We start from the raw sequence: 20993 nt of genomic DNA on the forward strand, positions 1-20993 counted from the left end.
ATGCTTCTTTCTGATTGCTGTACACCGTTACCGGCAGCTTCTCGTAACGCGTCTCTTCTAGTAAATTTAATCTCGCCATTGGGTTGGTTGGGTTGGTTTTTAGTTTAACAAGGGGCGAATAAAAAAGCACTACAAAGAAAATCCCCGCCGGGGCGAGGATTTATTCAAACCAATTTAACTATAATTTCCCTTACCGACATAAGGTTGATGTAAAGTTCATTTTTTAGAGTGCAATGCATTATTCAATACAAACTTAATAAAATTATCTTTACAATTGCAACACTTATTAAAATAATTTAATAAGTGTTTTTCACACTATTATTAGTGCCCGTATTTTAGCTTGCTTTAATAAGGTTTTATCCTGTTTCTGTAACAGTGTTAACACTAATAGTATATTATTGATTATCTTAGTAAATTAGCTTCTTAAACTGACCGAGCTAATGAAAAAACTGCTACTCCTATTCGTGGCCGCATTTTGCGTTTTTGCTGCAAATGCCCAACCACCCAAAGACACCGCCTACATCAGGAACCATTACACTAAAATGGAAAAGTATATTACCATGCGCGATGGTAAACAACTGTTCACTTCCATTTATCTACCTAAGGATCAATCCAAGAAATATCCTATCCTGATGACCCGTACACCTTATACGGTATCGCCCTATGGCGAAAACAATTACAGGAAATCGTTGGGCCAAAATTCCCTGTTGCTGGAAGAAGGCTTCATTTTTGTTTACCAGGATGTACGCGGCAAATGGATGAGCGAAGGCGATTTTGTTGACGTACGCCCAAACATCGACAATAAAAAAGGTAAGCAACAGGTTGACGAAAGCTCAGATACTTATGACACTATTGACTGGCTGATAAAAAACCTGCCTAATAATAATGGCAAAGTAGGTATCGAGGGAATCTCATACCCTGGGTTCTACTCAACCGCATCATTACCCAACGCGCATCCGGCACTTAAAGCGGTATCGCCCCAGGCCCCGGTTACCGACTGGTTTATTGGTGATGACTTTCATCATAACGGCGCTTTATTTATAATGGATGCCTTTTCATTTATTACCAGCTTTGGCGTGCCCCGCCCAAAACCTATTATTCCGGCGCAATTTAAAACCGCTATAAAGTTTAAATATGCCGACAACTATAAGTTTTACCTTAACCTGGGCGCTTTACCAAATTATAAAAAGAATTACTTCGGCGATTCAGTGAAATTTTGGAACGATATGATGGCCCATCCAAATTATGATAGTTTTTGGAAGGACATGAACATCCGTCCGCATTTAAAGAACCTTACACCAGCAACAATGGTAGTCGGCGGTTTTTTTGATGCTGAGGATTGTTTTGGCGCCCTGCATGTGTTCGACGCAATTGAAAAGCAAAATCCGGCAGCACACAAAAACATATTGGTTATGGGGCCATGGTTTCATGGTGGCTGGGAGAGTGTTGACATCCAGCATTTCGGCGACCAGGATTTTGGCTCGAACACCAGTAAATGGTTCCGCGAAAATTTAGAATTACCGTTCTTTAAATATTACCTGAAAGGCGAAGGCGAGATGGACCTGCCAAAAGCAGCTATTTATATTTCCGGCAGCAATGAGTGGAAAAAATTCAGCAAATGGCCGCCTGAAAATTCAACCGAAAAAACTTTATACTTCCATGCAAATGGCAAACTATCATTTGACGCGCCAACCGGGAATGAAAATTTTGATGAGTATGTAAGCGATCCTAACACACCCGTACCCTACCAGGATGGTGTACAATCCCATCGTACAAGGGAGTATATGCTAGACGACCAGCGTTTTGCAGGCCGCAGACCTGATGTAAAGGTTTATCAAACCGATACCCTAACAAGCGATATTACTTTAACCGGTCCCGTTGTGGCTGACTTGTTCTCATCTATCAGTACTACTGATGCTGATTACGTGGTGAAGCTGATTGATGTTTTCCCGGATAATTATCCAAATCCGACACCCAACCCTAAAAACGTGACTATGGCCGGCTATGAGATGCTGGTTAGGGGCGAGATCTTCAGGGGGAAATTCCGTAACTCGTTTGAAAAGCCGGAGCCGTTTGTGCCGGGCAAAATAACCGAGGTTAAATATAACCTGCCCGATGTTGGCCATACCTTCAGAAAAGGGCACCGCATCATGATCCAGGTACAAAACTCATGGTTCCCGTTGGCTGATAGAAATCCGCAGCAATTTGAGGATATTAACCAGGCCAAAGACTCAGATTTTCAAAAGTCAACCATCAGGATCTATCATGATGCACAGAATAAATCAAGCGTTAAGGTTACCGTTCTGCAATAAATAAAACAATCCCGTGGTCTGTGTTATCACAGACCACTCTTGAAATACCAGTAAGAAAAAATATAAATGAAACTACACAGATCATTAATTATATGCGCCCTTGGGTTAATGTCCTTTGGCGCAAATGCCCAGTTAGGCGTAAAAAAAGAGACTTTTACCCGGGCTGATTCATTGCGCGGCTACATGAGTCCTTTGCGCACCTGTTATGATATCAATTACTACCACCTGGATGTTAAGTTTGATATCGAAAACAAATTCGTCAGCGGCAGCAACCTGTTTAAGTTTACGGCTACCGAAGATTTCACCAAATTACAGTTCGACCTGTTTGCGAATTTAAAGGTTGAAAAGGTGGTTTATAAAGGAAAGGAACTGCCTTTCACCCGCGAGTTCAATGCCGTGTTTGTAACCTTCCCTGCTACCATAACCAAAGGCAGCAAGGATGAGTTTACCGTATTTTATTCAGGCAACCCAACTATAGCTAAACGCGCTCCGTGGGATGGCGGGATAGTTTTCTCAAAAGATTCATTAGGCAATCCATGGGTGGCTACCGCGTGCCAGGGTATTGGCGCAAGCATTTGGTGGCCCAATAAAGATCAGCAAGAAGATGAGGTTGACAGCGCCCTGATCAGCATCAGCGTACCTAAAGGATTAACGGATGCGTCAAACGGCCGACTGCGCAAAGTAACCGATCTGAAAAATGGTTATACCCGGTTCGACTGGTTTGTGGCGAACCCCATTAACAACTATGACATTGAAGCCAACATCGGCAAATATTCGCACATCAGCGATAGCTATAACGGTGAAAAAGGAAAGCTTAGTTTAGACTATTGGGTTTTGAACTATAATGTTGATAAGGCTAAAAAGCAATTTGGCGAAAACGTGAAAGATATGATCAAAGCTTTTGAGCATTGGTTTGGCCCCTATCCTTTTTATGAAGATGGTTATAAGCTAATCGAGGCCCCGCACCTGGGCATGGAGCACCAAAGCGGAACAGCGTATGGTAATCATTATCAGAATGGTTATTTAGGGCGTGACCTTTCAGGTACCGGCTGGGGGTTAAAATGGGATTTTATTGTGGTTCACGAAAGCGGGCATGAATGGTTTGGCAATAACATCACCTCAAAAGATCTTGCCGATATGTGGATCCATGAAAGCTTTACCAATTACTCTGAATCTTTATTTATTGAACAGCGTTACGGCAAACAGGCCGGGCAGGAATATGTGCACGGCACACGCTTCGCCATTCAAAACGACTCGCCGATACTTGGTGTTTACAACGTAAACAAAGAAGGATCAGGTGATATGTATTACAAAGGCGGCAACATGCTGAACATGATCCGCACCATTATTAATGACGATGAAAAATGGCGCAGTATCCTTCGCGGTTTAAATAAAACTTTTTACCACAAAACCGTTACTTATGATGATGTGGTAAATTATATTAACGAGCAATCGGGCAAAAACCTTTCACCTTTATTTGACCAGTACCTCAAGTACAGGAGCATCCCGATATTAAACTTTATGGAAACGGGCGGCAAATTATACGTACGCTGGATTTCGGATGTAAAAGGTTTTAATATGCCGGTAAGGGTAAAACTTAAAGGCGGCGAATACCAGTTTATAACACCATCAACCCGTTTTAAACCTGTTGAAGTAAGCGGCGCTACAAAAAGCAATATTGAGGTAGATACCTTTAATTATTATATTGGGGTGATGGTGGATTAAGCCCCCCCGGCCTAAAACACCTTGTCATTGCGAGGTACGAAGCAATCGCAGAACTTGCATAGTTCGCGATTGCTTCGTACCTCGCAATGACATGTTATATAAATGATTTTCTTACAGTAATGGCGATTAGAAATTACAATTAACGATAAGAATTTATTTCTTATTTTTAATGCAACCTAATCACAGGTACTGCGTCTTATTAAACAAAACTAACAACCATGAAATCGATAAAAAAATTCTTGCTGGTCGCTCTTCTCCTAACTGTTGCCGGTTATACTTATGCAAAGCCTGTTCTTGTTGTAAAAGTAAGCTCTTCCGAAATTGTTGACCGCCACCTTTCAGGCTTTAACGCTGTAAATGTTGCCGGTCCGTTTGATGTAGTTATTACACAGGGATCAACGGAATCTGTAAAGGTTGAAGCCCCTTCTGATGTGATGAACCGGATCTTGACCGAAGTAAACGGTGGGATTTTAAAGGTTTACAGTAAACACGATATTACCAATTGGGGTAACTTTTTTGGTAATCATAAAAAAATAGTTATTTACGTTGTCGCAAAAGATTTGAATGCGGTAAGCATAACCGGATCAGGCGATGTAACTTTCAGGGATGGGCTTACCACAAATTCACTCAGATTAAAGATCAGCGGCTCGGGCGATATGACGGGCAAGATAGATGTTAAAAGCCTGGAAAGCAGCATCAGTGGCTCAGGTGATATGAGGCTTGCCGGCCATGCCAATACCTCAACCGTAAGCCTGGTGGGTTCAGGCGATTATACCGCCCGCAATCTTGAAACCGCCACCACCATGATCCGTCTTACTGGTTCGGGTGATGCTTATGTTAATGCCAGCGAAAAGATTGATGCCGCATTGCACGGCTCGGGTGATATTCATTGCTCCGGAAACCCTAAAAACGTTTCCAAATCAAAAAGTGGAAGCGGCGATATCTATGTTAATTAATTAGCCCTAATCTGCCCTTTACGGGGCTAACATATATAACCATAAAGCGCCACTTGATCTTTGATCAGTGACGCTTTTTTATTTGATTTCAGTTGATTTACGTTGCCGTTACCCTTTTCAAAATAATGTTCCCAACAGGTTTTACTACCAACGGGATCTTTTCTACATAGGTTTCGCTGGTATCAAGCCCAAAAGCCTTTGCTTCGCTCTGTGCAAGTTTTTTGATGGCGAAATAACTATTCAATATAAACCCTTCCTTAACGCTGAACGAGTTATTGTACGACAGGAATTTCTCCATTATAACAAACCTGAAATCGGCATTGATCTTAAACTTGTTCAATGATTCGTAATTGCTGGTAATATCAACCTCTTTACGTGCAACCATATCTTCAATAACCTTACGGAACAATACGTTTACCCTTGGCTGGATCCTGAATCCCAACCTAAACTCAACCCTTATAATTTTTCCGGGTTCAAGCTGGTCGACACTATATTCCATTGTATAAGGCTCATTGGTAGTTTCAATATGGATAAACCAATAGGTATCGGCCCGCTTGGGCTTCCGGCTCATAATAGAGTACATTATCTTTTCTTCTATCTGTTTTGCATTGTTTGCCTTTGTAAGGTAGATAAGATGAGTTGAATATTTGCTTACAGACATATCGGCACTAAGTGCATGTAACAAAGGAATCTGATCTTTCAGGTCGATGAAGTGCAAAAAGCGGTTATTGATCTTGCGGGCTTTAAACCAGATGTACATGGTAAATATCAGCCCAAATTCAAACACCAGGAAGAACAGCCTCTTAAGCAGTTTAATTGCATTTGCCACAAAGAAAGAAAACTCGACAGTTAAAAATAAACAAAGAATGATAGTAACCAACCAAATTGGCCAATGCTTAACATACCGCATAAAGTAATACATCAATACGGTGGTCATTAGCATAGCTATGGTAATAGAGAAACCGTAAGCAGCAGTCATCGCTTCGGACGTTTGGAAATAAAGGGATACGGCTATACAACCAAAACACAGGATCCAGTTGATGCTTGGGATATAAATTTGCCCGCGAATATTTGATGGATATTTTATAGTGATCCGCGGCCAGAAATTCATGCTTACCGCTTCACTTATCAGGGTGAATGATCCGCTTATTAAGGCCTGGCTGGCTATAATAGTTGCCATGGTTGCCAGGGCTACACAAGGGATCATAAATAAATGTGGATTTGGCACTATTTGATAAAATGGATTTATACCGGTAAAATCCTTCCCGACAGGTTGCATTAATACCCAGGCGCCCTGCCCCAAATAGCTTAAAACAAGTGTTATTTTTACAAAGATCCAGCTTACCTGTATATTTTTTCGTCCGCAATGCCCCAGGTCTGAATACAGGGCTTCCGCACCTGTTGTACATAAAAAAACGGCACCTAAAAGATATATCGCCCTTGGGTGCATTGTTAATAATTTTATCCCGTAATAGGGGTTTAAAGCTTTAATAATTGCAGGATTGTGCCCAAATTGAATTGCACCTAAAACCCCGATCATCAAAAACCATAATAGCATTACCGGCCCAAATGCCGAGCCTACTACCTTAGTGCCAAATTGCTGAAAGAAAAACAACAACAGCATAATACCTATTACAATACCCAGGATAAGCTTGCTGCCCGGCACAAATGAAGCAGCCAGGGCTGGTACATTGCTTAAGCCTTCAATGGCCGAGGTTACCGAAATTGGCGGTGTAATTATACCATCGGCCAGGAGCGTGCCGGCGCCTATTATAGCCGGTATGGCAAGCCATTTACCATATCGCCTTACCAGCGCATATAACGAAAAGATCCCTCCTTCCCCATGATTATCGGCCTGCAAGGTTATAAAAATGTATTTGAATGTGGTTTGCAGGGTTAGTGTCCAGAATATACAGGAGATAGAACCTAACACCAAAGTTTCGTTTACCTTACCACCTTCAACCAGTAAGGTTTGAAAAACATAAAGGGGCGATGTACCAATATCGCCAAAAATAATTCCAAGGGTGATTAGCGCACCCGCAAATGAAAGCTGCTTAATATGTGACTGCATGAATTAGTTTAAAATTTTAATAGGGGATTTATGAAGAGACACGGCGTAATTAATTTGAAATAGCGTTGCCAAACACGCTACAAAGAATATTATCATTTTGATAGGATCAATAAACATTGAAAAGGCACAGTCAATAGCCGTACCATGCAGCATTATTTAAACCGGTTTTTAGTTAAATAATTCATAAATAGATATTTACACAATAGATAAGAATTAAGAAAGCCTATCATTATGATAAGATAATTCTCATAATGATAGGCTCTGAAATTTTTATTAAAGTGACGAAGAGGGGATATTACTGCCTCTCAAATCGTGCAGCCCAGCCACCGCCGGATGCCATTTTTATGTTTAGTTTGTCTTTTGCGGTTACGGTTATTGTTTTAGTGGTATAATCTGTGGCATCGCGGTTAGCGTTTACGCCATCCTCAAATACGGTAGCTTTATAATTTCCATCGCCTAAAAAAGAAAGATCAACGGTTATGTCGCGGGCATTCCAGTTGGTCATAGCGCCGGCATACCAGGTTGATCCTTTTTTGCGGGCAATGCTCACAAAGTCGCCTACTTTACCATCAAGGGCTACGGTAGCATCGAATACGGTTGGTATCGCGGCAATAAAGCTGGTACTTTCCTGCTCGCGCTGGTATATGGTTGGGTTATCGCTAAGCATTTGCAGCGGAGCCTCGAATATGGTATACATAGCCAGCTGATGACAACGGGTACCCTGGGTCATCGGATTAGCATTTACCGGCCTGAAGGCTGTTTTTGATGCATTACGCATTCCACCGGGTGTATAATCCATTGAACCCGACATCATACGGATAAACGGGATGCTTACATCATAGCCCGGCTGGTTATCTGTTCCCCATTTCATATTCTCCAGCCCTTTTACGCCTTCGCAGTTTATGATGTTGGGCCAGGTACGCTGCATCCCGCTGGGCTTATACATGCCATGATAATCTATCAGTAAATGATGGGCAGCAGCTTTTTTTGCGATGTCAAATAATGAACTTACCACTTTCTGATCATCACGGTCAATAAAATCAACCTTAAAGCCTTTTACACCCATCTTTTCAAATTTCTCCAAAAGCCCTTCCGTGTCACGGGTTATAGCATACCAGGTTGACCATAATATAACACCAACATTTTTTTGTTTGGCATAATCAACAACAGCTTGTACATCAAGCTTGGTTTTATTAAGGTCGTAATCATCAGACCAGCCTTCATCAATAATAATATATTCAAGCTTATTTGCAGCCGCGAAGTCGGTATAATATTTATAAGTAGGTACGTTTATGCCGGCCTTAAAATCAACATGGGTTATGTTCCAGTCGTTCCACCAATCCCAGGCTACTTTTCCCGGTTTTATCCACGAGTAATCTGTTATTTGCGATGGCTCAGCCAGCTTTTGCATCATATCATTATCAGCCAGCTGCTTATCCTCGGTACTGATAACCACCACACGCCACGGGAAGCTGCGTGTGCCGCTGGTTTTGGCTATATAATCGGCACGTTTATTTACAACGTAGTTTATGCGTAAAAGACCTTCTTCAGTGGGGTATTTTGCAAAAACGCCATGCAGGTTATTCCCTTCGCCCGGTGTTAGGTACATGCCGGGATAGTCCTGCAGGTCGGCTTCCAGTATTACCGCCTTTTTAGGATTGCCAACATCAACCAGTACGGGTAAAAATGCAAGGGTATCCTTTTTTATGGCTGATAAGCTAATGTTATCGTAATGCGACTCAAAAGAGGTAGTAAACTTATCCTTATTGCGGTAATCATTTACAAACGGCAAAAAGGCTTTGTTATCATCTTTAAAATTGAAATTAGCTTCTTCATTTACAATGGTGATCTCGCCCTTTTTCTGCGTGATAAAACGGTAGGCAGCTCCGTCATTATACGCCCTGAAAACAAGGCTATAGTCGCCTTTAAAGCCGATGGTTAGCTGGTTGTAATTATCCTCTACTTTGGCCTTTTTATAAATTGGCGTATTGATAACCGAGTTATTTGAATTGGCTATTGCTTTTTTTACAACTGCGTTCTTTCCTAAAACTTCGCCATTATCCAAAGTAATTGAAATTGCCGATGGCAATATCACCTCTGTATCCTCATGTTTAACCGACCAATTGACAGTAGCGCCTGCGGTAACATTTATACTGATTTTACCATCGGGAGATTTTACCTGGTAAATTTTGCCGGATTGTGCCAGTGCAGCGCATAACGGGAATGTTAAGCATAACAAAAGTAATACTTTAAATTTCATTGGATTAATGGTTATGGTTTATAATTACCCGAAGCTAAATAAAATAGGTGAATTATTAATGTATGTTTGACAATTTTTATTCCCCTTCTGGGTCATTGCGAGGAACGAAGCAAACTCTTCACATGCTAATCAATAGTATAAGGATATGTGGTAACCAAATTGCCTGAGCTTATTGATTCACACCGATATTAAGGTCCATGAATGTCCTTAGAAGAGGTTGCTTCGTTCCTCGCAATGACGGTTGACGGCTATTTTTACCCATTTACCGCTTTCGGAAACTTCAATATCAGCTGCGGATCAGGAATATTTTTGAGGTAGATCTCTTTTTCTGAGTAACGGCAAACGCCGGGATAGTCTCCCTGCTTGCCTTCCATATCAAACATCAGCTGAAAGTGGAGGTGGGGCGGCCAGTGCCCGTTCTCGTCCATTTGTCCAAAGCTGCTTAAGCTTTCATTTTTGCCGATAGGCTTATCAATGTACAATCCATCAAGGCTTTCCCGGCTAAGGTGGCCGTATAAGGTATAAAGTTTTAAATTATCAAGTTTATGCTCAAGTATTATAGTCGGCCCGTAATCGCCAAAATTATCGTTATCATTAAAACTATGAACTGTTCCCTGTAAAGGTGAATAGACGGGTGTGCCTGCTGCAGCCCAGATATCAACGCCTAAATGGAGTCGGCGTGGCTCATCATCCGTATCAAAATGAGCACTGCGGGCATAAATGGTGCGGTGCTCCATATATCCGCCAATGCCGTATTTGCAATTGCTATCACTAAGTTTTTTGTTTATCCAGCGGCTGAACTTCTCCGTATCGGAAAAAGTATCCGCATCAAGCTCAGGATTTGAGGCTGTAAGATCAAAATGATACAGGCTATCTGCAGCCGCATTAAAATCAACTACTTTACCTGTAATATCAGGCTGGGCGGCAAAATAAGCAGCTAACCGGGCAGCAGCATCCATTATTGTTATTCCGTTTCGGGTTGCCTGTCTTCTTTGCTTATCTTATCAAAGATCTTGTCCATACGCTCAACGTATTCACTGGTATCATCCACAAAAAACTCCAGCTGGGGTATTATCCTTACCTGGTCTTTTATCCGCGCACCCAGCTTATACCTTATTTCTGACGCGTGCGATTTGATGGTTAGCAATGCCGGTTGTGTATTGGCATTATTAAAAAAACTTAAAAATACACGGGCAATCGCCAAATCGGGTGTAACCCTAACTTTGGTTATGGTGATAAGTGTATTTGGCAAATAGTTCGCCCCTTCGCGCTGAAATATAGCTGCCAGATCCTCTTGTATTACTCCTGCAAATTTTTGCTGACGTTTTGATTCCATGTTGTTTTAAGCTGAAAGGTAAAAGCTGAAAGCTAAAAGCCGACAGCCATCCTTGTATATTATTTTATTCTTATCCTGCGTTTAACTAATCTCTAACCACTGTTCTCTAGTCTCTCACTTACACATATCCTGCGGGATCTCTTTTGTTATTTTTACTAATTTTTTAACTACCAGGGTACTGTCATACTCCGAGCCGAGGCCTTCTTTGTCCGACCGGATCTTTATGCCTTCTACTTCAACATAAACGGGCTCATAAGGTTTTTCAAAATTAAGTTGCGAGTATTTTAATTCAAGCTGGGCCGAGCTATCTGTAACCCAAAACTCCCGGCCATTATCACAATCCTTAAATGATTTTACCTCCGGGCCGAAGCTATATACCCCTTTATAAACAACATGCTGTGTTTTATCGCCCCCGCTATTATTACATGAGCATGCAGTAATAACCAGTACGCATATTAAATATTTTATCAGCCTCACACGCATTCAATAAAATTACAAATCCTGTTTAATATCATTAAGCCGTTTAATGCTCAAACGGGCGCTTATTCCTGATGCAATTACCGAAATAACACCAACCGTTAAAAACACCAGTATAAAGTCTCTCAACAATAACGCAATTGGGTAAGCATCAATTATCGACTTGTCAGTCCCCATTTTTACTAAACCAAAACGTTGCTGCAATATACAAAATACCAAGCCTAAAAAAATACCTGAAATACAGCCTATTATTGATATCATCATTCCTTCAAAAAAGAAGATCCCTTGTATAAGCTGTTTATTAGCGCCAAGGCTGGTTAATATGGCTATATCTTTTCGCTTATCCATAACCAGCATGGTTAACGACCCTATGATATTAAATATTGCGATAATCAGAACAAACACCAATATCATAAAAATAAACCAGCGTTCGTAATTTAATGTTTTGTATAGCTCGGTATTTTGCTGGCTGCGGTTCTTCACCGTAAAATCATGCCCTATTTTATCCTTTATGGCATCCTGTTCATCCTGCAGGTTGGTTCCTTTTTTAAAATTGATCTCTACCGATGAAACATTTACCGGCTGATTAAGCAGGTCGCGGGCAAAATCAATAGGGGTAATTACAAGGTCATCAAACTCCTGGCCTAAAGCAAAAACACCCGTTGGGTAAATAGGGCGAACTGTAAATGCATTTGCCCCGCCCCCGGCATCGCGGTTTGGCGAGTAAATTTCCATCGGGGTGAACTGATCGCGAATGCTGACGCCCAGGCTGCTTTGTACAATTGAGCCGATAACGGCAAAATTATGCCCATCGCGTTTTAGTGTGAATGAACCCGACTGCACAATGCTATCCAGATTCCCTCTTTTTAAGAACTGTTCGCTTACCCCCTTTATCGATCCTATAAATGGCTTTCCGTCATATTTTACCAATACTTTTTCCTGTAACACTTCAATAAATGAAAATACCTTATCGTCTTTTCGCAACGTATTAAAGTAAGCAGTATTAGGATTAAAGGTTTTACCCAGTCGGGGCTCAATTTTTATTTCGGCGGTAAAGTTGCTGTACAACGATAGTATTACCTCCTCGAACCCGTTAAACACTGATAAAATGATAATTAGCGCAGCGCTTCCAATTAAAACCCCAACCATAGAAATCCCCGAGATGATGTTTATCGCATGCATCTTCTTACGCGAGAATAAGTATCTTTTAGCTATGTAGATGGAGGTGTTCAAGTTTGTTATACGGGTATCAGTGTTTGCTTTTTATTTATCAAAAAAGGCAACAGGCAACAAAGCGCTAAAGTTAATGGCTTTTTGGCACTTAAGTTAATTTAAAATTCAGCCTTTGCCGCTACCGGCATTTGAAGAAGAGGAAAGCCTAATGTAAAATTAGGTGTATTTAGATAATAAAGCCCGGCGTGAGAAAACAAATAAGAGAAACTGTCTTTTAAAGACAGCTTCTCTTATTATTGTAATATTAAAATGTCCTTTTATTAAAAGGAAGCACTAGTGGTTCCAGAGTACATATCTAAGATATTAGTATATCCTGACGAAACAGTTTTGGTTGTCCCGTCATTGTACCATGCCCAGGTATGATCATTACTTCCTGCAATGCCAATACCTACTATATCGCTAATTAATTTACCAGAAGCTGGTGTATAGGTATATGCAGACCTTATTGATGCTAAATTGGTTGCAGTACCCACAGTAGCTGTACCATCTTTATACCAGGTGTAAACATTGTTAGAAGTTTTAGCTATTGATATAGCCAAAATGGTAGTTGGTGTTTCACCTGGAGCACATGTAAAGCTTACAGGAGCGCTGTGAGCAGTAGCGTTATTAGTATAACCTACTGACACTGTACCATTTGAATACCAATAGTAGCAATAATTATTACTGGCAATTGCAATGGCAACTACATCATTCGGTGTTTTACCTGTTGGCAATGAATAAGCTACCGGAGCCCTGTAAGCAGTAGAATTTGTAAATGTACCCGAAGAGACGGTGCCTGATTTTGACCAATAATAAACGCTATCGCCTAATGAAACATCAATTTCAACAATGTTTCCGATACTGGAAGAAAAATTATTGTTATTAAAAGCTGGTAGTTTTTGAGCGGGAGTGTTACTCTGATCTTTTTTACAGCTTGTAAAAACAACAGCAAACATCAAAGGAATGATTATTAATCTTATATTAATTAGCTTGTTCATAATTATTATTTATTGTGAAAAAATTTGGTTTAGTGTTATTAAATAGAAGTATTTATTGGATTCTTTTAGTTTTTTACTACGCTAAAAGATGCTTCGTGGGGCACTTTGCCTGGAGAAGTAAGTTAGGCTTTTGATTAATTCATAGGCAATATTGTTTTAAGATTAGGTTAAACTGTGACGAGTAAAATTAACCTAATAACATTAAAAACAAAATACTATTACATTAAATTATTAAAAACCAATAAGAAAAACCATCAAAAGTGGCTCTCCAATAAATTAAAACACGATTTTATGCCATTTTGCATTTCGCAGGAGAAAAACCAAAAGTTCATTTGATCGGAATATTCGATTTGCCTTAAACACAAAAACAATTTAATTTTAGAGAAAAATCAATTGGCGTTTCTCTGCCAAAAACAAAATAGCGACAGCCCTTATTTGTAAATAAAAGATTTAAAGATATTTGAGAACACAAAAGCAGTTAATAAATGTTGAGATCTTCTGATTAATACGGAAAGGCTGCTCTTCAAATTAATATTCCGGTTGTTACATTTCAATTTTAAACCCAGAAACAGGCGGACGCAAGTGAAACAGTATTAGTTCAGAAACGGGTTAGTTACTTTCTCATACCCAATAGTAGTTTCGGGGCCATGGCCCGGATATACCGTACAATCATCAGGTAATAAAAATAATTTTTGTTCGATGTTATCAATCAGCTGCGTAAAGTTGCCTCCCGGCAGATCGCTTCGGCCTATACTGCCTCTGAACAGTACATCACCGCCTATCAGTATATTGGCATCCTTATCATAAAAACACAGATGTGCAGGTGAATGGCCGGGAGCGAATATTAAATGCAGCGTTGTATTGCCAAAGCTTACCGTACCTGTTTCAGGCAGGTATTCATCAGGTAATGGCGATAATTCATAACGGATCCCCATTGATGGCGCATAAGCTGAAACTGCCTCTAAAAGTGGTAATTCGCCTTCGTGGAATTTTGGCTTTAATCCGTATTGATCAAAAATAAATTTATTACCAAGTACATGGTCAATATGGCAATGGGTGTTCAGTAATAAAACGGGCTTTAAATTATTTTTCCTGATAAAATTAACAACCGCATTTTGCTCGGATGCAGTTTCCATACCAGGATCAATAATTACGCACTCACCACTATCATCGAATAAAATATAAGTATTTTCCTGGTAAGGGTTGTTTACAAAATGCTGAACGTTTGCCATGGGGCAAAGATAGGGTTTGTAGTCCGAAAGTCGGGAAAGTCCGGAAGTCCGAAAGTAATTTTATGGATTTCTTAATAGTTGGGTGGAGGACACAGTCAACGGGGATATGATCAATTTTTCAGTCTTTCGGACTTCCCCTCAAATCTCCATCACTTCTTTCTTCTTTTTACTCTTCATCCGTTTTGGCAAAAACTCCAGAATCTCGTTCTTCAGCGCTTCAATCATCCGGCGCTTTAAAAAGTTACGCTGTATTACTATACTAACTTCACGGGCGGGTTCAGGCGATTTAAAGTAACGTACCTTATCCAGTTGCTTTTCATTCAGGTCAGACAGGGCCAGTTCCGGTAAAATTGTCGCTCCGTTATTTTGATCAACCATCCGTTTCAGAGTTTCAACACTGCCGGTATTGTATTCAAAGTGCTTAAAGCCCTGGGTGGCTTTGCGGCGCTGGCAAATATTTAAAACCTGCTCGCGCATGCAATGGCCCTCATTCAAGATCCAGATCTCCTCCATGTCAATATCATCGGGCACAATGCTCTTCTTTTTTGAGAGCTTGCTGTTTTTGGATACATAGGCTACAAAGTTTTCATAAAAAACCGGCAGCTCCGTAAGGTTGCTTTCATGCAATGGGGTTGACAGTATCCCGCAATCAATCATTCCCAATTTTAACTGCTCTATTATTTGCTCCGTTGTTTGCTCCCAAACTATCAGCTTTACCTGCGGGTATTTTTCAATAAAGCCATGCAATATTTTTGGCAGAATATACGGCGCAATGGTAGGAATGATGCCTACTTTCAACTCGCCCGACAATTCCTTTTGCCTGTCGCTAATTATCTCCTTTATCTTTTCACTCTCCGCCAGCAGGATGCGTGCCTGCGTTATAATCTCGATCCCTATTTCCGTAGGCGTTACGGGTTGCTTGCTACGGTCAAACAGCTTAACCCCAAGGGTGTCCTCCAATTTCTGTACCTGCATGCTCAGGGTTGGCTGGGTAACAAAACATTTTTCGGCTGCGGCTACAAAACTCCGGTAAGTATCAACAGCGACAATATATTCAAGCTGGGTAATGGTCATGGTATTTAAATTTAAGAAGCGATGACAGAATCAAGAAGTCAGGATGCAAGAATCAAGACAAAAATAGCAATCCTCCTATCTTGATTCTTGACATTCTGACTCTTGCTTCTTACCACACACTATAGTTTTTCTCTATTCAAATATAGTAATTATTGATTTTTTCTATTAAATTATTATGATGAAGTTTGAATTATAAAACTAAGCTATAATGGAAACAAACAAAAAGAAACTAACTACGGCATCAGGCATACCTTATGCAGAGCATGAAAACTCCATGACCGTTGGGCCACGAGGCCCCATACTGTTGCAGGATTTTATTTTGCACGAAAAAATGGCTCATTTTAACCGCGAGCGAATCCCCGAAAGAGTGGTACATGCCAAAGGATCGGGTGCGTATGGAACATTCACCGTTACCCATGATATTTCAAAATACACCCGCGCCAAACTTTTTAATACCATTGGTAAGGAAACTAAAACTTTTTTACGCTTTTCAACTGTTGGGGGCGAAAAGGGCTCTGCTGATACAGAACGTGATCCGCGTGGCTTTGCTTTAAAATTTTATACCGAAGAAGGGAACTGGGACCTGGTAGGCAATAATACCCCTGTGTTTTTTATAAAGGACCCTAAAAAATTCAGTGATTTTATCCATACCCAAAAACGAGATCCTTATACCAATTGCAAAAGCGCAACCATGATGTGGGATTTTTGGTCGTTAAACCCGGAAAGCCTTCACCAGGTAGCTATCCTGATGAGTGATCGCGGAACACCATATGGTTACCGTCATATGGATGGATTTGGGAGCCACACTTTTTCAATGATCAATGCCAATAACGAAAGGCATTGGGTAAAGTTCCACTTTAAAACCAAACAGGGGATTAAAAACTTTACCGATGCTGAAGCAGGCGAAATGCGCGGTAAAAACCCCGACTTTGCACAACATGATCTGTTAAGCCATATTGATAACGGCGACTTCCCTAAATGGGAGCTGAAGATCCAGGTGATGACCGAGGAAGAAGCCAAAACTTATAAATGGAATCCTTTTGATCTTACCAAGGTATGGCCGCATGCCGATTTCCCGTTAATAGATGTGGGTGTGTTGGAGCTGAATAAAAACCCTGATAATTATTTTGCTCATGTTGAACAATCTGCATTTGCACCGGCGCATGTGGTTGATGGCGTAGGCTATTCGCCTGATAAGATGCTACAGGGCCGTTTACTCTCTTACCCGGATGCGCATCGTCACCGTTTAGGGGGCAACTACGAGCAGATCCCGGTGAACAGATGTCCCTTTGCTGTAAATAATTATGAGCGGGATGGACAGATGCGCGTCGACGGAAACCAGGGTTCGGCTCCAAATTATTTCCCTAACAGCTTTGATGATATAGTGGCCGATGAAAGCTACAAAGAACCAGCATGGGATCTGGGAACCAGCGTAGCTGATTGGTACGACCGTAATGCCGAGGGCGAAAATGACCATTATACCCAGCCAGGTAATTTATACCGCCTGATGAGTGACGAAGCCAAGCATGATTTGATAACAAATATAGTTAACTCAATGGGCGGCATTGACGGCCCTAAAAAAGACCTGATAGTAAACAGGCAGCTTTGCCACTGGTTCAGGGCTGATATTGGCCTTGGAATGGCCATAGCAAAAGGTTTGCAGCTTGATATGGACGCTGCTATGAGCTCAATGGGAGCGCATATGTAAAAAGTTGGCAGTGAGCAGTTGGCAGCAGGCAGTTTTTTAGCTTTATAAAAAATTGCAGGTATTCAACTGCCCACTCTTTCTTTTTCAAACTGCCAACTGCTCACTGAAAACTGCCTACTCCCTTTCTTCTACTCCACCGTTACCGATTTTGCCAAATTGCGGGGCTGGTCAACATTACAGCCACGCATTACGGCTATATGGTAGGCAAGCAGCTGTAAAGGTATAGTTGCCAGCAATGGCACAAATGCTTCGCCGGTTTGCGGAATCTCAATCACGTAATCGGCCATGCCTTTTACCTCTGTATCACCTTCGGTAACTATTGCAATTACATGGCCCTTACGTGCTTTTACTTCCTGTATATTGCTTACTACCTTGCCGTACGATGAATCTTTGGTTGCAATAAAAACAACCGGCATATCATTATCGATCAAGGCAATCGGCCCATGTTTCATTTCGGCAGCAGGATAACCTTCGGCATGAATGTAGGAGATCTCCTTTAGCTTAAGCGCTCCTTCAAGCGCAACCGGGAACGAGCTGCCCCTGCCTAAAAACAAACAATTGGTTGAGTCTTTAAACTTCCAGGCTATTTCTTTAATATGATCGTTTAGCTTTAAAGCCTGCTCAACTAATTCAGGTATTTCATTTAGTTCAGTTAACTGCTCAATCAACTTACTCTCCGTAATAGCTCCTCTTTGTTGTGCAATATAAAAAGCTATCAAAGTTAAAACGGTTACCTGTGCAGTAAATGCTTTGGTTGAAGCTACGCCTATTTCGGGCCCGGCATGGGTGTAAACCCCGGCATGGGTAGTACGCGGAATAGAGGCGCCAACCACGTTACAGATGCCAAAAATAGTTGCGCCTTTTTCTTTTGCCAATTCAATGGCAGCCATAGTATCAGCCGTCTCGCCCGATTGTGAGATCGCTATCACCAGGTCCTTTTCTGTAATTATCGGGTTGCGATACCTGAATTCCGAAGCATATTCAACTTCAACCGGTACGCGCGCATATTCTTCAATCAGGTATTCGCCAACCAATCCTGCATGCCATGATGTGCCGCAGGCAACAATAATAATGCGGTCAATATTTTTCAGTTTCTCTGTGTATTCCTTTATTCCGCCCAACTGAACCTTTCCTTTCTCAGGATAGATACGCCCGCGCATACAATCGCGAATTGACCTCGGCTGCTCATAGATCTCTTTCAGCATAAAGTGATCAAAGCCGCCTTTCTCCAGCATATCCAGCTTTAAATCAAGCTCCTGCACATATGGCGTTTGTACTATATTGTCAATATTCTTTATCAGCAGATCTTCACGGCGCAGGTAAGCAATCTCATTATCATTTAAATAGATAACATTTTTGGTATACTCTACAATAGGCGTAGCATCCGAAGCAATAAAGTACTCGCCTTTGCCAACACCAATCACCATAGGGCTGCCTTTACGGGCAGCAATTAACAGATCAGGTTCATCGGCGCTCATTATTACAATGGCATAAGCCCCTATCACTTTAGTTAAAGCAACCCTAACCGCTTCGCGCAGGTCCAAACCTGTTTCATTCTGGATATCTTCAACCAGGTGTATTAAAACCTCGGTATCTGTATCGCTTTTAAAAACATGGCCTTTGCTTAACAGCGTTTCTTTTATAACACCATAGTTTTCAATTATCCCATTGTGAATAATATTAAGCCTGCGGTTACCTGAAGCGTGAGGGTGCGAGTTCCTGTCGCTTGGTACTCCATGCGTTGCCCAACGGGTATGGCCCATGCCAATTGTACCGCCAAGGTCAACATCTTTCACAAAATCCTCCAGGTCGCTAACCTTTCCTGCCTTTTTAAATACTTTTAATTCTTTGTCAAATAAAGAAACCCCGGCGCTGTCATATCCGCGATACTCCAGCCGGTGAAGGCCTTTTATAACAATGGGATAAGCATCCCTAAAGCCTATATAACCTACAATTCCACACATAAATAGATAGTTAATTAATAATGTTTTTCAGCGCAAAAATAATAACATTAGTTATTAAAGGTTACGTTTTGGTCGCAATCGATAATATTAAATTTTTTTAAAAAGTATCCATAACTTATGAATATTAAGCGGTTAGAGGTAAGAGACCGGAGATTAATTAACCCGATGGCAGCTATTTTACTCAAAAACAAAAAAGCCCGGAAGATGGATTAATGCATCTTCCGGGCTTTCAAACCAAGCGCTTATCTCTAAGTTTTTAATTTTGCTTAACTATCTTGGTATAAATAATATTCAGCTTTATTTTATAGGGCGAAGTTTTATCTGTACCTGTGGCTAAGGTACGTGCTGCAATTTGCGAAGTAACAGCAATATCAACCGTGGACTTATTAGTGGTATCAATAGGGGCTATATAGGCACCGTAATCAAATGTTCTTTTAAGCAACAAATCCTGCAAATAAGCGGTTATAATAAAATGATACTGTTTTGTAGCAGGATTATAACGTCCTCCAAAAACAGCTACACCTCCACTCCGCGGATCACTGGTATTTGCATCTTCTAAAGTAACACGCTGATTAGCTATATCCAACTTGTACATTGTAATTTGAGGTATTGGCCTATACGGGACATTAGACCCTGGGCTTGGGGTTATTACTAACTCGGCGCGGTTTAACACTATATCACTATCTTTTTTCAACAGATTATTCCTAAGGTTCGTCAATAAATTGGGAAACTTGATCTTAGTACGTAAACCTGCAAGGCCTTGTAAATAAAAAACATTTCCTGATGTTGTGGTATTAGCAAGTTCGGCCTGAATGGATGTTGAATAGGTATGTTTTATTGATGCAGCAAGCTTTGTTATAGGAAGCATTATTGTAGCGGTATCAATAACGCCATTATTAACAATCTTGCAATAAACCGCCAGGGTGTCGCCAGACGAAAACATCAAAGTACCACCAGGTCCTGTTGTTTGATTTTTATCGAGTGTTAAGTACAACCCTTTAACAGCATTTTGAAAGACCTTGTTTGATGCAAGGGTTGCACTGCTTGCATTAAATAAGTTTTTAATAATAAAGCTATTGTTAATAGTAATCCTCAACTGTGGCGGAACCTTTATAAGTGTATCAGGCTTTCCGGCTATTATGTTAGTAATTTTAATAGAATCATGCGAATGAGCTATAAATGTTTTCGATCCCAATAAATTAGAAAGATCAGGATCCCACTTTTTGGTATTATAATAAGAAACGCTTTCATCAAAAGGCGTAGTCCCCTTTAACTGGTAAACATTTAGCGTATAAGTTGATGCCACAGAATCGCCGTAAAAACCATCGATATAACGTAATACCAACTTTGTTGAATCAATTGATATTGTTCCTGATGGTAAAGTATACGCTGTTGCCCCTGGCAAGCTAAGACTTGCAGCCAGGTTTGATTCAGTTGTTCCAAAAATAGGATCGATAAAGTATGCCAGTGGATTTTTAGTGGCGGAAGATGTTATAACAGAATCATCCTTAACGGTATTAACCATTATAGTTGAGGTATCAACCAATGTACCATTAATTTGATTTGCTGAATTCACACCCAGGCCAACACTATCCTGATTTTTACAACTATTCAAAATAAAAAGACTTATTAACAACGTCAATAAGTCTAAACGGAAAAATTTCATAT

15 protein-coding genes are annotated in these 20993 nt (G+C 40.8%); 4 read left to right on the forward strand and 11 right to left on the reverse strand.

Going from position 1 to position 20993, the window contains the following annotated elements:
- Window positions 1-440: 440 nt before the first annotated feature.
- The 3 genes from BUE31_RS30295 to BUE31_RS30305 all read left to right on the forward strand — a co-directional run bounded on the left by BUE31_RS30295 (window position 441) and on the right by BUE31_RS30305 (window position 4993).
- Entirely contained in the window at window positions 441-2312 is a 1872-nt protein-coding gene (locus BUE31_RS30295; protein ID WP_073407677.1) for a CocE/NonD family hydrolase, read from the forward strand.
- Window positions 2313-2378: 66 nt separating this feature from the next.
- The gene (locus tag BUE31_RS30300; RefSeq protein WP_073407678.1) at window positions 2379-4037 is read left to right on the forward strand and encodes a M1 family metallopeptidase; all 1659 of its coding nucleotides are present in this window, start codon (window positions 2379-2381) and stop codon (window positions 4035-4037) included.
- Window positions 4038-4255: 218 nt separating this feature from the next.
- Entirely contained in the window at window positions 4256-4993 is a 738-nt protein-coding gene (locus BUE31_RS30305; RefSeq protein WP_073407679.1) for a head GIN domain-containing protein, read from the forward strand.
- Between the two features lie 97 nt (window positions 4994-5090).
- On the opposite strand, the gene BUE31_RS30310 is transcribed toward BUE31_RS30305, so the two are convergent.
- The 9 genes from BUE31_RS30310 to BUE31_RS30350 all read right to left on the reverse strand — a co-directional run bounded on the left by BUE31_RS30310 (window position 5091) and on the right by BUE31_RS30350 (window position 15653).
- Window positions 5091-7064: a KUP/HAK/KT family potassium transporter gene (locus BUE31_RS30310; protein ID WP_073407680.1), complete on the reverse strand. Its 1974-nt coding sequence runs from the start codon at window positions 7062-7064 to the stop codon at window positions 5091-5093.
- A 295-nt stretch (window positions 7065-7359) separates the two neighbouring features.
- Complete coding sequence (locus tag BUE31_RS30315; RefSeq protein WP_073407681.1) at window positions 7360-9324, reverse strand: glycoside hydrolase family 97 protein; 1965 nt, start codon at window positions 9322-9324, stop codon at window positions 7360-7362.
- Window positions 9325-9578: 254 nt separating this feature from the next.
- The gene (locus BUE31_RS30320; protein WP_073407682.1) at window positions 9579-10283 is read right to left on the reverse strand and encodes a peptidoglycan DD-metalloendopeptidase family protein; all 705 of its coding nucleotides are present in this window, start codon (window positions 10281-10283) and stop codon (window positions 9579-9581) included.
- A gap of 5 nt (window positions 10284-10288) precedes the next feature.
- Window positions 10289-10660: a 30S ribosome-binding factor RbfA gene (gene rbfA / locus BUE31_RS30325; protein WP_073407683.1), complete on the reverse strand. Its 372-nt coding sequence runs from the start codon at window positions 10658-10660 to the stop codon at window positions 10289-10291.
- Between the two features lie 114 nt (window positions 10661-10774).
- A complete protein-coding gene (locus BUE31_RS30330) occupies window positions 10775-11143 on the reverse strand; it encodes a hypothetical protein (RefSeq protein ID WP_073407684.1) in 369 nt (122 codons plus the stop codon).
- 9 nt (window positions 11144-11152) lie between these two features.
- Window positions 11153-12370, reverse strand: coding sequence for an FtsX-like permease family protein (locus tag BUE31_RS30335; protein ID WP_073407685.1), 1218 nt, complete (start codon window positions 12368-12370; stop codon window positions 11153-11155).
- A 260-nt stretch (window positions 12371-12630) separates the two neighbouring features.
- Window positions 12631-13347, reverse strand: coding sequence for a hypothetical protein (locus BUE31_RS30340; protein ID WP_143167314.1), 717 nt, complete (start codon window positions 13345-13347; stop codon window positions 12631-12633).
- A 593-nt stretch (window positions 13348-13940) separates the two neighbouring features.
- Window positions 13941-14579, reverse strand: a complete 639-nt coding sequence (locus BUE31_RS30345; protein WP_073407687.1) for an MBL fold metallo-hydrolase — start codon at window positions 14577-14579, stop codon at window positions 13941-13943.
- Between the two features lie 138 nt (window positions 14580-14717).
- Window positions 14718-15653, reverse strand: coding sequence for a hydrogen peroxide-inducible genes activator (locus BUE31_RS30350; protein WP_073407688.1), 936 nt, complete (start codon window positions 15651-15653; stop codon window positions 14718-14720).
- A 208-nt stretch (window positions 15654-15861) separates the two neighbouring features.
- On the opposite strand from BUE31_RS30350, the gene BUE31_RS30355 reads away from it, so the two are divergent.
- On the forward strand, window positions 15862-17361 hold the full coding sequence (locus BUE31_RS30355; RefSeq protein WP_073407689.1) for a catalase: 1500 nt from the start codon (window positions 15862-15864) through the stop codon (window positions 17359-17361).
- A gap of 128 nt (window positions 17362-17489) precedes the next feature.
- Here BUE31_RS30355 and glmS read toward each other — a convergent pair whose 3' ends face one another.
- Together glmS and BUE31_RS30365 are read right to left on the reverse strand one after the other, a co-directional pair.
- The gene (gene glmS / locus BUE31_RS30360; protein WP_073407690.1) at window positions 17490-19325 is read right to left on the reverse strand and encodes a glutamine--fructose-6-phosphate transaminase (isomerizing); all 1836 of its coding nucleotides are present in this window, start codon (window positions 19323-19325) and stop codon (window positions 17490-17492) included.
- A 256-nt stretch (window positions 19326-19581) separates the two neighbouring features.
- On the reverse strand, window positions 19582-20940 hold the full coding sequence (locus BUE31_RS30365; RefSeq protein ID WP_159440774.1) for a DUF4270 family protein: 1359 nt from the start codon (window positions 20938-20940) through the stop codon (window positions 19582-19584).
- Window positions 20941-20993: the final 53 nt, after the last annotated feature.

Source organism: Mucilaginibacter sp. OK098, from assembly GCF_900142915.1.
GTDB lineage: Bacteria > Bacteroidota > Bacteroidia > Sphingobacteriales > Sphingobacteriaceae > Mucilaginibacter.

Coding starts and splice junctions, on each gene's coding strand:
- BUE31_RS30295 (WP_073407677.1), top strand. CDS start 441: ATGAAAAAACTGCTACTCCTATTCGTGGCCGCATTTTGCGTTTTTGCT.
- BUE31_RS30300 (WP_073407678.1), top strand. CDS start 2,379: ATGAAACTACACAGATCATTAATTATATGCGCCCTTGGGTTAATGTCC.
- BUE31_RS30305 (WP_073407679.1), top strand. CDS start 4,256: ATGAAATCGATAAAAAAATTCTTGCTGGTCGCTCTTCTCCTAACTGTT.
- BUE31_RS30310 (WP_073407680.1), bottom strand. CDS start 7,064: ATGCAGTCACATATTAAGCAGCTTTCATTTGCGGGTGCGCTAATCACC.
- BUE31_RS30315 (WP_073407681.1), bottom strand. CDS start 9,324: ATGAAATTTAAAGTATTACTTTTGTTATGCTTAACATTCCCGTTATGC.
- BUE31_RS30320 (WP_073407682.1), bottom strand. CDS start 10,283: ATGGATGCTGCTGCCCGGTTAGCTGCTTATTTTGCCGCCCAGCCTGAT.
- rbfA (WP_073407683.1), bottom strand. CDS start 10,660: ATGGAATCAAAACGTCAGCAAAAATTTGCAGGAGTAATACAAGAGGAT.
- BUE31_RS30330 (WP_073407684.1), bottom strand. CDS start 11,143: ATGCGTGTGAGGCTGATAAAATATTTAATATGCGTACTGGTTATTACT.
- BUE31_RS30340 (WP_143167314.1), bottom strand. CDS start 13,347: ATGAACAAGCTAATTAATATAAGATTAATAATCATTCCTTTGATGTTT.
- BUE31_RS30345 (WP_073407687.1), bottom strand. CDS start 14,579: ATGGCAAACGTTCAGCATTTTGTAAACAACCCTTACCAGGAAAATACT.
- BUE31_RS30350 (WP_073407688.1), bottom strand. CDS start 15,653: ATGACCATTACCCAGCTTGAATATATTGTCGCTGTTGATACTTACCGG.
- BUE31_RS30355 (WP_073407689.1), top strand. CDS start 15,862: ATGGAAACAAACAAAAAGAAACTAACTACGGCATCAGGCATACCTTAT.
- glmS (WP_073407690.1), bottom strand. CDS start 19,325: ATGTGTGGAATTGTAGGTTATATAGGCTTTAGGGATGCTTATCCCATT.